This window comes from Desulfitobacterium dehalogenans ATCC 51507 (assembly GCF_000243155.2).
GTDB classification, from domain to species: Bacteria; Bacillota; Desulfitobacteriia; order Desulfitobacteriales; family Desulfitobacteriaceae; genus Desulfitobacterium; species Desulfitobacterium dehalogenans.
On the sequence record NC_018017.1, the window covers coordinates 2299214 to 2313110 of the forward strand.

Annotated in this window: 9 protein-coding genes; 2 read left to right on the forward strand and 7 right to left on the reverse strand. The window is 44.2% G+C overall.

Features of this window, described 5'->3' with window-relative positions:
• Positions 1-101: 101 nt before the first annotated feature.
• Positions 102-4100: a helicase-exonuclease AddAB subunit AddA gene (gene addA, locus DESDE_RS11125; RefSeq protein ID WP_014794115.1), complete on the reverse strand. Its 3999-nt coding sequence runs from the start codon at positions 4098-4100 to the stop codon at positions 102-104.
• Positions 4093-7737 carry a helicase-exonuclease AddAB subunit AddB gene (addB, locus tag DESDE_RS11130; RefSeq protein ID WP_014794116.1) on the reverse strand — a complete coding sequence of 1215 codons (3645 nt, stop codon included), beginning with the start codon at positions 7735-7737 and terminating at the stop codon, positions 4093-4095. Before addB ends, addA begins: the two co-directional genes overlap by 8 nt.
• A 160-nt stretch (positions 7738-7897) precedes the next feature.
• Between addB and DESDE_RS11135 the strand changes: the two genes are divergently transcribed.
• Positions 7898-8482, forward strand: a complete 585-nt coding sequence (locus DESDE_RS11135) for a hypothetical protein (RefSeq protein WP_014794117.1) — start codon at positions 7898-7900, stop codon at positions 8480-8482.
• Positions 8483-8504: 22 nt separating this feature from the next.
• Positions 8505-8828 carry a nuclear transport factor 2 family protein gene (locus DESDE_RS11140; RefSeq protein WP_014794118.1) on the forward strand — a complete coding sequence of 108 codons (324 nt, stop codon included), beginning with the start codon at positions 8505-8507 and terminating at the stop codon, positions 8826-8828.
• A gap of 5 nt (positions 8829-8833) precedes the next feature.
• On the opposite strand, the gene DESDE_RS11145 is transcribed toward DESDE_RS11140, so the two are convergent.
• The 5 genes from DESDE_RS11145 to DESDE_RS11165 form a co-directional block, all read right to left on the reverse strand.
• Positions 8834-9679, reverse strand: a complete 846-nt coding sequence (locus tag DESDE_RS11145) for a YitT family protein (protein WP_014794119.1) — start codon at positions 9677-9679, stop codon at positions 8834-8836.
• Between the two features lie 244 nt (positions 9680-9923).
• On the reverse strand, positions 9924-11201 hold the full coding sequence (locus tag DESDE_RS11150) for a DUF4349 domain-containing protein (RefSeq protein WP_014794120.1): 1278 nt from the start codon (positions 11199-11201) through the stop codon (positions 9924-9926).
• Positions 11198-11707, reverse strand: coding sequence for an RNA polymerase sigma factor (locus tag DESDE_RS11155; protein ID WP_014794121.1), 510 nt, complete (start codon positions 11705-11707; stop codon positions 11198-11200). The genes DESDE_RS11150 and DESDE_RS11155 overlap by 4 nt, the downstream gene beginning before the upstream one ends.
• A gap of 124 nt (positions 11708-11831) precedes the next feature.
• A complete protein-coding gene (cls, locus tag DESDE_RS11160) occupies positions 11832-13256 on the reverse strand; it encodes a cardiolipin synthase (RefSeq protein WP_014794122.1) in 1425 nt (474 codons plus the stop codon).
• A gap of 86 nt (positions 13257-13342) precedes the next feature.
• Positions 13343-13885 carry a chromate transporter gene (locus DESDE_RS11165; protein ID WP_014794123.1) on the reverse strand — a complete coding sequence of 181 codons (543 nt, stop codon included), beginning with the start codon at positions 13883-13885 and terminating at the stop codon, positions 13343-13345.
• Positions 13886-13897: the final 12 nt, after the last annotated feature.

Here is a 13897-nt window from a genome sequence, read left to right on the forward strand (position 1 = left end):
TGTTAAGAAAGCGAGTTGACCAGCCCTGGAGCTATGGAGAGAGCGTTGTGCGTAAAGCTACGCTACGCGACCCAAACAAGCCTTTTCCCCTCTGCCGGCGCTCACATCATAACCACCGATTCCAGGGCAGCCTGAATAACTTCTTTCGGCATGACAAACTCACGCTGAACCGACGTGGCATAGATTACACACTCTCGAACAGGGATTTTGAGAAGCCTTTCTACAGCTAAAGCATACACCCCAAGCTGAAGTGCATAGCGATCGATCAAGGTTGGTTCCGGGTCAGACACCCCCGCCAAATTATCGGTCTTAAAGTCAATGATTCGTGCCCAATGCTCCTGATGGGACAGAAGCACTGCGTCGATGATTCCCTGCACAAGAACAGGTTCTTTTTGGGTTTTGAGACGTAGTGAAAGGTTAAAGGGAACCTCTCTTCGTACTTCTTCAGCTTCAAACAGATGCCTGCCGCTGATTGAATCCAACAGATTCCTTAATAAGGCAAGGGCTACCGCCCTCCCCTGCTCTACAGTCAGAATTTCCCGCCGGACTAATGAGTCGATATACTCCTTAAGCATGCTTTCGCGGACTTCTTGGGAAAGACTATCCCAAATATCCCGCCAATCTGCCAAGGGTAAATGTTGAATAGCGGCGTGCACTGCCGTCCCTCTTTCTGCGGGAGTTAATTCCTTCTGAGATAAAATGAATTGAGGACGCAGAAAACCGGGAGTGGACAAGGAAGGTTGGAATTCGTATTCATGATCACTATACCATGGCAACTGTCGTTTCAATTCACTGACACTGGTCTTGGCGGATTGATTGGCCCCTTCAGAGTATGGATATTGCCAGTCAAGCTGTTTAAAGACTTCCTCCTTAAAATTTTCCATATCTATGCCCATAGTTTCAGGTACTTGTGTCTCAGTAGTCTCGGCTTCCTCATGAATTGCTTTATCTTGGACAGTTTCCCCATCTTGAGAAAGCGCCCTTCCGGCAATCCTTTCATGAACGATCACTTTCCATTGAGATGAGCCATCGGGAAGTACACTCTCTAAGGGAGATCTGCCAAGTTTGAACAAATCCTCAGGATGACGTATTAAAGCCGGCCCAATCCAATCCAAGTAGGTCTTAGCACCACGCAACTGGCCGTTAGGAAAGGCAATGCCGGAGCAAGACAAAGATAAGCTCTGCCACTTGTTGATAGCTTCAATCAGCTTATGGTGATGACCAAAGAGGAATAGGCGCTCCTTTCCCCGGGTGAGAGCTACATAAAAGATCCGCAGCTCTTCGGCAAGAGCTTCTTGCCATAGACGTTCTTTCACGGCGTATTGAATAATGGATGGATAACGAACCTGGTTCTCAATATCTATTAATGGGATTCCAACTCCTAATTGTGAGTGGAGCAAAAGTTGACTGCTAAGGCTGCGAGTATTAAATCTCTTTCCCAACCCGGTCATGAAGACGACTGGAAATTCCAGACCTTTACTGGAGTGCACTGTTATGAAACGGACCACATTCTCCTTTTCCCCTACGGTACTTGCACTGCCCAGATCCTTACCCTGGGCTTGAAATTTCTCCAGGAAACGCAGGAAACGGAATAAGCCCCGATAATTGGTTGCTTCATAACGACAGGCACGATCATAAAGGATTCGTAAATTCGCCTGACGTTGAGCACCGGAAGGTAAGGTTCCTACATAGGCCAGATAACCAGTGTCTTCATAGAGATGCCATAGCAAGTCGGCCAGAGAGGTCCGCCGCGAACGCTGCCGCCACTCATGCAACTTGGGAAGAAAGGAATCAACCTTCCCTTTTATCTCAGGTGATGTATCGAGGATATGCTTAGTTTTAATCTCGATTTGAGGTAAGATCTCCTGGTGTTTTGCTAAAATCTCCCTGACTTCTGAATAGAATCCATTCCCAAGCTTCTCTTGTTGGTGAGCATTGCTTGCCCAAAAGGTCAGAACCATAGTCTCGTAAAAATCTCCTTTTGGGAGTAGAGAACGCAATTTCCCTAACTCTGTTCCATTCATGCCTACCAGAGGGGAACGGAGTACTGCCGCAAAGGGAATATCTAAACGTGGATTATCAATAATTTTAAGTAAGGATAAAATTGTATCGACCTCATTGGTACCAAAATAACCACTGTTGGTTTCTGCATAGACAGGAATTCCTGCACTTTGAAATTCTTCAGCATAGACTGAGGCCACGGATGCTAAGGAGCGCATGAGAATAACTATATCTGAATACTGTACCGGCCGATAATCACCCAGTTCCTTATCATAAACTTGAAACTCGTGCCCTAAGACCATCTTTTGAATACGAGCTGCAACCAAACGTGCTTCAATACGGGCGCTTTCCGCCTCTTCTATAGAAGACTCATCATCACCTGACTCCAACTCTCTATCCTGATCAAATCCCACGAATTCGTCTTCAGTTCCTCCATCTTGGCCTGTTGAAAGATCGATAGTCTTCGGATCAAATAAATGAACCTCAATAGGGCCCTCGGCAGTTCTAAGTTCTGAGCTAGAGACAAATTTAGCCCCCGGTCTCAGGGCAGCCTGCTCGTCATAGGCAATCTCCCCTGCCCCCTCAGTCATGATCTGATAGAAGAGATAATTAATTCCTTGAATCACCTCAGGCCGACTACGGAAGTTCTGGTTGAGATCAATGACTAAATTGGGGGAAGCTTCCTCCCCCTCTCTATAATGAGGAAAATCCGCATACTTACGAAGGAAAAGTCCGGGATCTGCCATCCGGAAACGATAGATGCTCTGCTTAACATCCCCCACCATGAACAGATTGGCATCCTCTTCATGTTGTCGGGAAACCAGCTGTAAGATTCGCTCTTGAACCGGATTGATATCCTGATATTCATCCACGAGAACTTCCGCATAATACTCCTGAAGTTTTAAGGCAATATCTGTAGGCTGTTTGTCCTTTGTCAATAGATGTAAGGCATAGTGTTCCAGATCTGAAAAGTCCACTATATTTTTTTGCCTTTTAGCTATTTGATAGTTTTGGGCAAACTGTTGGGTAACTTGAGCTAGAGTAGCAATCAACTCCGCCATCTTTTTTAGAAAAGGGATCTGCTCAGCCAAGGGCACAGAGAACACCGTATTCTTGATTTCGTCCAGTTTCTTTTTGGCTTCATCACGTGCTTTTTTACTTTCTTCTCGTAATCGCTTTATTTCTTCCTCATCCATCAAGGAGTCCATTGACCCCTTTTTGCTTCCTCGTGGGAGGCTTGGGAAAGCTGCCGCTGCCATAAAGGCAGTCTCGATTTCACTCCAGGTCCCTTTCTCCACTACTTTCTGTAAAAAATCCAGCCTGGATTTATCATCCTGTAGAGCGGGAGCATAATGAATAGGGCCGCCCTGCGATTCTGCTATCTGATAAGCCCGCTCCAGTAAGACAAAGCCTTCCTCTACTTTATCCTGAATCCCCTGCCGAACCACCCGTCCCCATGGGCTTTGCATAAGGTCATCAAGGCTGTTCCAATCATAAGCTGCAGGCAGATCCTCCAGCCATTCTCCAGGATGGACCTGGCTCATAGCGAATTCGTGGAGCCTGAGGATGGATTCCATCAAGGGTTGATCATCACGATCTGTGCCAAAGGCATCCACTAAACCTTGAAATGCAGGCGTCTCTTCTGAATAATAAGCTTCAAACAGATCTTCAAGAGTATCTTGACGAAGAAGATCCGCTTCCGCCTCATCCGCCACGCGGAAAGCAGGATCCAGCTCGATGAGATAGAAATACTGACGAATCAGCTCCATGCAAAATGAATGAAGGGTAGTAATACTGGCTCGGTAAAGTAAGGCTCTCTGTTGCAGTAGGTGTTCAACTTGAGCAGGTTCCGTCGCTGAAAAGAGAGCTTCATCCAAAGCTTTCCCTATTCGTTCCCGCATTTCTGCTGCTGCTGCTTTAGTAAAGGTTACTACAAGAAATCGATCCACATCGACTTTCTCGTCTGCATCGGTAATACGATTGAAGAGTCTTTGGACAAGGACCGCAGTCTTACCTGAACCAGCGGCTGCTGCCACGAGAATCTGCCCCTTCAAGTCAATGGCGGCCTGCTGTGCGGGGGTCCACTTTGGATTACTCATGTAAGTTATCCTCCTTTCCGGCACCTGCTTCATCTTCACCTAACCAGATGAGCTCCTGCGTCCTTTGACTATTGTCTGTATCCTTCAGAGGACTCTTTTGGTCGGATGCCAAACTATCAGGCACCGAAACGTACTGCTCAGAATCTTGGCTTTCCACACGATTCCAAAAATCTTCATCCTGTATAACCGGTAAATTCCGATATTTATTCTCGGGCAGATAGGGATCAAAATGACATAGTGGTTTGTAGGAGCAAAATTGGCAGGCTGTATTCTTGCCCTGCTTATAAGGAGTAATTGAAATATCACCATTTAAGAGGGCCTCACCGCTGCGACGCAGGAAATACTGGAGATGCCTTCTGAGGAGGGCAAACTGCTCTTCCGTAAGAGTTGGAGAGCCCTTTTTGAATTCTCCATTCTTGTTGAATTTTACGCCCAGCAAGTTAGAATTCTCCAGGTCGCGATCCATGGCCATCAGGACCTGACGGTCGGCCAGTAAATAGCCCTTGACTTTAACCGCTTTAATACGATCCTTTTCTAATTCCTCAGGATAGAGCAGTGTTTTTGATTTCAGTTGAGGCTCAAGAACTGGAAAATATAAAAAACCTGCAGGGTGAATATTGTTTAGGCTTTTAAGATCTTGAGAGGTATCTTTGGGTATGGAGTCCATAAATGCCTCCGGTAGACTTGAGGATGATAATAGAATCTGTGCACCCTGCAAGGCCGCATCGAGGTATGCTAAAAGCTGCAAATCCAGTCCATAGTAAATCTGATTTAAGTTGACATGAGCTTCTCGGGATTTATAATCAAGAATCCTTAAGTAGATTTCATTACCGAGAATGGCCCCATCAATACGATCAATCTGACCTCTGAGAATAAGAGAGCTGCCGCCACTTAGTTCCACTTCCAACGGCGGTAATGTATCCTGAGGGCCAAATTTTACTTCCAATTCGATAGGCACGAACTCTCCCTGGCGGGCATGTTCCCCTAAGACTCGAACCGCATGATGGACGGTTCGCTTAAGCTTATGGGTTAAGTAGCGATAACGAGCATTGCTCAAAAGGATTTTGTTCTGCAATTGCAGGACGATTTGATCGGCTGCCTCATTAACCAACTGCCAGGATTGCTCTTTATTGAGCTCTCCCCAATCAAGCTCCCTCTCTCTCAAGGCAACGGCATAATCATGTAATACTGCATGGAAGAATTGCCCCATATCCGGTGGGGAAAGACGGTAATTGGAGCGCTCTTTCAGCTTAAGTCCATATTGAGCAAAGTGGGCAAAGGGACAACGTGCGAATTGTTCCAGTCGGGAAACACTGGTAACTAAACGTTTTCCATAAAGTTGCCTGGCCAAAGGTTGAGGCAGTTTCTCTTCATGGTTTTGATCGCTGATCCCTTTTTCCAGCAAAAGGACTTGGGGAAAAGCTTCAGTTTTGGTAAGAAACCAAGACCGTATTGCTTGCCATAAAGGAGAAAGAGATGTCCCTTGACGGAGTTTCTGAAGATGAAGGGCGTAAGCCGGTAACAAAGCGTAGGGATGAGGAATGAGATCCAAATCTTCCGTATCAAGACTGAGATACCTTTCTTGTAACCCAGGAAAAATCGCCTTCATCCGATTAATCACCGGAGACACCGTTAACCCTCTACCCTCCTCATCGGTAAGAGGATAGCTGATATATAACCGTTCTTTAGCACGGGTAAGTGCAGTATAGATAAAATAGTGTTCCTCGTACACCTGCACCTTTCCTTTGGGGGCCAGTATGATCCCTTTTCTTTCTAGACGGAGTCTCTCTAATTCATCAAAAACTCCTTCATTAGAAGGCTTTCCCGGTAGGATTCCATCATTGGCTCCTAATAAAAAGAGAACCGCCGTTTCAGGATTGCGGGATCGATCCAGTGAGCCTACCAAAACTTGATCATAGCCGGGAGGAATCAAGCCCAGCTTCAAATTCTCTAGACCAGAAGTAAGAATCATCGCAAAGTCAGCCAGATCCATAACTTCCTCTCCTAAGCTTGCCACCATTTCATCCAAGACTTGTATCACAGCGTCCCAAATTTGGTTTTGCAATTGTGCCTCTGCTAAATCTCCCCGGCTACGGGCTACCTCAGCCCAATCCTGAAGATGTTCGGGAACCTTCAGGCGGATGAGGAGCTCATAAATTGCCTCAGTGATTTGAGCAACGGTTACAGGGCTGCCGCAAGCTTCATGGTGAGGACGGAGGGCTTGTTCAAGAGGGCTAAGTATTTCATAAATAATCCGTCGGACTTCGTTAAGATTTTCTGCTTCTTCTATGTCCTTAGGGTCAGGGTAATACTTCCAGGGGTGATTGCCTCTCCATGCACTGCCATGGATTCCATAAGCAAGGCAGTAGTTTTCCAATCGATCAATACGGTCTTTACTGCACGGAAAGAAATCAGTTTTTAAACAGCGAAAAAGAGGCTCATAGGCCCAATCGGTTTGAACCGCTTCGATAGCCGATAAAAGCAATTCCAACAGAGGATGATGAATAACCGGACGTTTATGGTCTAAGAAATAAGGTATATCATGAGCATGGAAAACCTGTTCGATTATCCCTTGATAGCCCGCTAAATCGCGGGTTACGACGCTACAATCCCGCCACATCTTGCCCTCCTCCCTGGCAAGGCGTCTAAGCTCCCGTGCGATTCCCTCGATCTCAGCTCTTTTATTGGCTGCGGGAAATAGGGCGATTCCCGGAGGATAGAGATCTGTGGAGCCCCCTGACTTAAATGCTTTAGTAGGATAAGCATTATAGAAACGCTCAAGATGCTTTAGCCCTGCATTCTGAAACCGATGGGTTTCCGTAAGTTCAACATAGGTGATGCGGGATTTAGAATCTCGGGCTAAATTAACAAGCCCTTGGTAAGTCTGAAAAGGCTCATAAAAAAGTTCCTCACCGGGCTTAAACTGAGGATTTCTCCCTTTAATCAGTTCAGGATCAAGGGGTAATGAAATAGTTATCTCAGAAACCGTTCCCAGCATGGATTGAATAATATAAAACTCTTGAGGTGTAAATCCTTTAAACCCATCCACCCAAATTCTCGCCCCATGGAGAAAAGGAGCCTGAGAGATTTTTTCAGCCACCAGGTTCAGTTCGTCATCAGGATCCCTTACATCGAATCCTAAGGACTTATTCAATTCCTCATAGAGAAACGCTAATTCATAGGTCTTTTGTAATAGTAGTTCATCAGAATCTTGAATTCCTCTTAGTTGGTCCGGGGTGATACGGTAAATTTTAAATTCCGCAATGGCCTGAGCTAAGAGGTCAGCCATTCCGGGACGGGTAGCCGAACGAGCAAACACCCGCAAATCAGAACGATATTTTAAAAGCAGGCGGCGCAAGAGCATTCTCTTGCCCACTTCTCCAATCGGTGTCTTTCCTCCCCCACCTAATTCCGAAAAAACTCGCCAACCTAAACGACGAAAGCTCAAGACTTGAGCTCTGAGTATTCCACCGGATTGAGGATCATGAGCCAAGCTCATCTCCATTTGATGGGTAGCCTGTTCAGGAACGAGAAGAATGAGAGGTAAGCCCTCAGGATTCTCCTGGCTTTCTCTACGTATCTCATTCAAGCAGAGTGTGCTTTTTCCCGTACCCGCCCGCCCCAATATAAAACGCATACTCACCTCAAGTGCTCCTCTCGTGATTGGTATATCCATAATTAACATTATAACATGGCGAAAGAACCCATTTTTAAGCTCTAAAAACTTATCCATTCTGTACGTATAAAAAAAGATAAGTCTAAATAAGATGTACTAAAACCTTTCCGGGAGGATCAATGTGAAAAAAATCATCCCTTGGGTAATACTCATCATTTTGGTCTGTCTCATATTTTATCCTCAACCAAGTCGGTTCGCAAATACGACGATTCCAAAAATGAATTCTCATGTCCTGAATAAAGAAATCAGGCTACAATTACCCGCCACCATGCAAATTGTGGAGAATCGGATAGAGAATCGCCACCAGCTACACTACAGTGCTTATTTAAATGACGAACAGTTCGCATTGAGAGGATATATTCAATTATGGCAGATCGACGATCTTGAGCATTATCTTCAGAAAAGTAAAGAAATGAGCACCTTTGATTTTTATACTTATTCCCTTAATAACACCCACATCGGAGATTTTAAAGGAATCTTGAATAGTTGGGGGGCCTCTTTCGGAGAATCGGCCAAACTATCCGGCAAGGAATACTGGTTGCACACACCCAATCAAAAGGTGCTGAGAATCGTTTTCCTCACTAAGGATACTCATTTTAACGAAGAACAGTTAAAAACAATGGGCACTATTCTCTCTTCCCTCAATTGGTTAGGTGAGCCCGATATGAGCAAGCAAACTTATATTGAGATCATGGGAGAAAATTAATAATTATTAAGGAGTGGCCAATATGCTTAACAAGCCGGCAAAAATAATAACTTGGGCAGGACTCATGTTATTTATGGGATTCCTTATCGCGGGGTGTGGTGCGACGACTCCTACCGCTGCTCAAAGTGACCTAACCCCTAACCAAGCAGCGGAGCTAGTTTATCATGATTTATCCTTCCATAATATCGGTGTCGAAAAGGTAAATGTAACTCAATGCACATTTAAGGATGCCCGTACAGCTGTAGTGGCTGTGACCTATTTAACTCTTGACGGAAGAAACATCTCACAGAATGTAACCTTAATCAAGTTGAATGGTCAATGGCAAATAGATGGTCACGATCACTAAATCCGCTATTCAAGAGCGAATCCTTGCCCGACAACCTCAGAAGCGGTCTGCACGATAATAAAAGAATGAGGATCTTCTTCCCGAACGATTCGCTTTAAATGTCCCAACTCAGATATGCTCACCACGCATAGTATGACATTTTTTTCTGCTGCAGAATATCCTCCCTGTCCGTGAAGAAATGTCACTCCTCGTCCCAATTCTTGGAGAATGCGCTGAATCAATTGCTCCGATTGAATCGATATGATGGTTACTGATTTTGCAGGGAGACCACTGGATATTACATCCACTAGCTTGCTGAAAGTAAACATGGATACTAAAGTATAAAGAGCCATTTTAGGACCTAAGACCGCCCAAGATGCAATAATAATCAGAGCATTGATCACCAGCATCGTGGTCCCCATAGCCCAGCCAAAACGGCGCTGGATAACTTTAGCGATGATATCTGTTCCCCCCAGACTTCCACCTAAGCGGAATACAAAGCCTGAGCCAACTCCTCCGAGTACACCGCCATAAAGTGCACCAAGAAATACATCATTTAATTCTAGGGGTTGAATCCCTTTGAAAAAATCTAAAGCGATGGAATAAACAATAATTCCGAAAAAAGTTTTGATAACAAATATTCGATTAACTTCTTTCCAACCTAGGATAAACAGAGGAATATTGAGAACGAAGTTTACAATGCCGATCGGTAATCCTAAAGTATAGAATAAAAGTAAAGCAATCCCGCCGATGCCGCCTCCCCCAAGGCCCGCCTGTACGATGAAGCCCTGGACGCTATAAGCGGCGATGATCGCTCCTAAAGCGATGCCAATAAACCTTCCGATCCTCTTTATCACATCCCACTTTTTCAAGTGAAATACCTCCTTATTCTCTCCATATATTATGCTTATCCAGAATTATTATATGTCCTCTCCTTTCATTCTTTGGCATCTCACTCCTATAACATAAGGTATTATGTATTCCTTGAATAACTTTTCCCAGTAATAACACTATATTACCATGAAGATGAGTTGATGAAAATTAACTCTTGATGCTGCCGCCAAACAAAACAAAAAGCTTACGCATCTATACGTAAGCTCTTTATATTGCTCTATACTATTTTTGACGTCTGACTTTCTTAACCGCCTTATAGGCTCCAAAGAGACCGGCACCTCCAAGAAGGTAAGGCAAGGCATAAGCAATTCCTACAACAAGGTAGTTGATACCGTTCCAGGTAGAGCTGATGGTTTTTAGAACAGCATCTTTGGCAGCCTGCCAAGTATTAGCCCAAGCAACAGGTCGCCAAGGATCATCCACGCTGACAGGATTGGGAGTGTTCTGAAAGTTAATGCTTACCGTGGAATAGGCAACCTGATGATCCCAAAGTTTGACTTGCCCCTGCAGCTGTTCGATCTGCATGCGTGTACTGCTCAAATAACTTTCGATCTGCAGAATCTCATCCACTGTTTTGGCCTCTTTAAAAATCTCCAGATAGCGTGTTTCCTGAGCCAGTAAATTCTTCAATCTTGACTGAGTATCATAATATTCATTGGTAACGTCATCGGAATCGGTAGAGCTATTTAAAACCTTGCCAAACTCCTCCAGACGACCCTTGAAACCCTCCAATTGCTGGGAAGGAATCTTAAAGGTGGCATAAGCAGAACTGCTGCTTTGATGGTTGTTTTCTGAAGAATGAACCACATATCCCCCGAGGCCAGTTATCTCCTGAGTAACCAGCGCAAGAGCTTGCGAGACATCCTCAACCTGGAGGCTTGCATTCATACTATAGGTGATTTTCTTGGCCAAGCTATCATCGGCTGGAGGAGTCTGGGGTTCCGGAACAGGCATAATAGGAGCTATTTCTTCAGCTGAACTCCTTACATCATCCGCCATGATACCCATCCTAGGCGCGGCACCTGCACCATAGTTGTTCCCATTCTCCATTTCGGATTTTAGAGCCGCTTCTTTTGGGGAATTGTTCATCCCAACACTGGTATTGGCCGCTGAATCCTGTGCGGTGAATTTCGCCATGAAACCTGTCCTAAATCCTTGGGAGGAGTCCTTAAGGCTTTCCATACCAATACCAATAAAAGCGAACATAACAATAGCTGCTACCGGGAGGGCCAGTTTCCATTGCCATCTCCACCAAAAAGATTTTAGCCTTCTCTGAACTTTTTCCCGAAGAGACTCCTTTGGCGGGAGATCTGGAATAAGAATATTCCTCGGTGATTGACCGAGAGAAGCACTAAGCTCTTCCTCACGAATCTTCTCTAGAGCAAGCTGTTTAATCCGTTCTTTTTTCTCAGAATCAGAGCGAAGTTCATGAAAGAAAAGCCTCATAGCCTCTAAATCGCCCTCCTGCTCCCATAGGGTATATGCATCCTTTTTCATCATCGAATTCCCCCTGCATTCTCCAACTCGTAATACTTTCGGAAGCTTTTCTTTGCACGATACAGGAGACTATCCACAGCCTGTTGAGTTATCCCAAGAATCTGAGCTACTTCGATTGCGCTGAATCCTTCTATAAGTCTAAGTTGTATTACTGCAACTTGTTGTTCAGAAAGCTTGGACAGCGTTTCGCTTACGCTTAACACGGTTAATAAATGGTCACTATGATCTTCTGTTGCCTGGGTCGATTTTATTTCCTCACTTAAAGATACTATTTGTATCCCTTTTCCCTTACGGGTTCGGTAGAAATCAGCAATATGATGATAAGCTATACGAAGTGACCAAGATTTCAACGAACTCTTACCCTCGAAACTTGGTAATGCTCGCCAAACTTTAGTAATCACTTCAGCGGTTACATCCTCAACATCACTTTGCGGTACCCGCAAACGTACAAAACGGTAAAGAATAGGAAAAAGTTCTTCATAAATCTCATCAAAGGAGTCCGTTTGCACTATGAGGAAACCTCCTCTCTCTTTCTGACTAATTTAGACGATGGAACGCTTGAATATCTGACGATATTCTCTTTTTCTATTCCCCATAAAAGAAAGAAATCCTGCCTATAAGACAGAATTCCAGCTACAGTAAAGGGGAAAGAAGGCGAGCTAAAGCGATTTGAAAAGAAAAGAGAGGTGTTCTGCTTTGGAGATCCTCTTGTGTCATCTGAATACTATCCGTTAAATCCTGTTCTTGATCGCGAACCAATTCCTCTGCAAAATCAGAACTAAAGATCACTGCACTCAATTCAAAATCAATTTGAAAGCTTCGTATGTCAAAATTGGCAGATCCTACAACACTTATTTCTTTATCAATGGTTAATACCTTGCTATGCAGAATCCCCTTTTGGTATTGATAGACTTCGACACCCGATGGAATTAAGTCGTTGAAATATGAGGAAGATGCAAGGAAAGTAAGCCTATGGTCAGGTTTTCCCTGGACTATGATTTTAACCGATACTCCCCTGGAGGCAGCGGTTTTTAAGGCCATAATCATGCTTTCATCCGGTATAAAATAAGGAGTAGTCACCACTATTTCCTTTTGAGCAGTACATAACATAGTAAAAAACAGTTCTTTTATGGCTTCATACTTCGAATCCGGTCCTCCTCCAATAATTTGTACAAGCTTTTCCCCGTCCGTCTTGCACTTAGGAAAATAACGATATTCCCTATGAATTTCCTTCGTAAGATAATACCAGTCATTGAAAAAGGTCTCCTGGATGGTGTGTACACTGGTTCCTTCAATACGTAGATGGGTATCCCGCCAAAATCCATAGTTGGAACTACGGGATAAGTATTCATCTCCAATATTGATGCCTCCAAGATAACCAATCCTGCCATCAATGACCACCAGTTTCCTATGATTACGATAGTTCAAAGTAAAGAGTGCTTTCGGAAAGCTTAGGGGTAAAAACCACTGTATTTCTACTCCTGCAGATTTCAGCTTCTTAGAAAAATCCTTCGAGAGACTACGGCTGCCCAGCCCATCGAAAACTAAACGCACCTTTATTCCCTCACAGGCTTTACGTATCAGGATCTGTTGAATAGTCCTACCAATAACATCGTCATGAAAAATATAGTACTCCATATGAATATGATCTCGGGCCCTTTCTAAATCCTGGAGTAATGCCTTGAACTTTTCTTGTCCATTATGGAGAAGGGAAACGGAATTATTTCGAGATAAAGGCGCAAAAGCCTTACTTAACAAGAGTCTTGACAGGCTTTTTGAGCCTATCGACTCTTGGATATAGATCTCTTCTTTCAAGAATGCCTGCTTTTGCTGATGAGACAAACGAGGCAATCGTTCTCCCGGTATATGTTTCTGCCGAAATAACTTTCTTTTAATTGGAGTACAGCCGAAAACCATGTAGATTAGCAATCCGAGCAGAGGATTGATGGCAAGAAAGGACAGCCAAGAGGCGGTCTTTTCTGGATTGTTTTTTTCTAAGTATACAATAAGTAGCGCCAGTAAAAGAGCTAAGAATCCTAAACCTATAAGGAGTTTCATCAAGTTTATCACCTTGTCCTGACACTGTTTTACTCACTTAGTATTACAAAAAAAAGCAACTTCAATGCGAAGTCACTTTTTCAAAATCAATCCTTCTTTCTTCCGTAGGCAAAATACCCAAAGACCATAGCACTTATCACTAGGATACCAGGATGAATGTTCGTCATGAATATTATGGCGAGGGCTATTACAGCAATGGCCCAGGTACTTCGATATTTTTTAGGGAAGGCATTTTTACCCAAATCATAAGCAGACTGAGCAATTAGAACCACCACTACAGGTCTTACGGCGATGAGAGCAGCACTCAGTGCCGGTGTATGAGAGTACCGTATTAGCAGATCCCCTAAAATCACCACAGCAAACGTTGAAAGGAGAGTACCCAAGAGACCTGCAAAAGCACCAGGCCAACCTGCCACCCTATACCCCATGTAGCTTGCCAACTTAGTGGCAATGGGACCCGGTAATGAGTTCCCAATAGCTAAAGCATCCGCAAATTCCTCATCCGTTAGCCATTTATATCGAGTAACTGCCTCCCGTTGAATTAAGGGAATCATGGCAGGACCTCCGCCAAAACCCAAATTGGTTGCACGAGCACAGCCAATAAACACTTCCCATAACTTCTTTAACATAGTTTATCACCT

Excerpts from the sequence above, each read along its gene's own strand:
- addA (WP_014794115.1), bottom strand. The coding sequence starts at position 4,100 with ATGAGTAATCCAAAGTGGACCCCCGCACAGCAGGCCGCCATTGACTTG.
- addB (WP_014794116.1), bottom strand. The coding sequence starts at position 7,737 with ATGCGTTTTATATTGGGGCGGGCGGGTACGGGAAAAAGCACACTCTGC.
- DESDE_RS11140 (WP_014794118.1), top strand. The coding sequence starts at position 8,505 with ATGCTTAACAAGCCGGCAAAAATAATAACTTGGGCAGGACTCATGTTA.
- DESDE_RS11150 (WP_014794120.1), bottom strand. The coding sequence starts at position 11,201 with ATGATGAAAAAGGATGCATATACCCTATGGGAGCAGGAGGGCGATTTA.
- cls (WP_014794122.1), bottom strand. The coding sequence starts at position 13,256 with ATGAAACTCCTTATAGGTTTAGGATTCTTAGCTCTTTTACTGGCGCTA.
- DESDE_RS11165 (WP_014794123.1), bottom strand. The coding sequence starts at position 13,885 with ATGTTAAAGAAGTTATGGGAAGTGTTTATTGGCTGTGCTCGTGCAACC.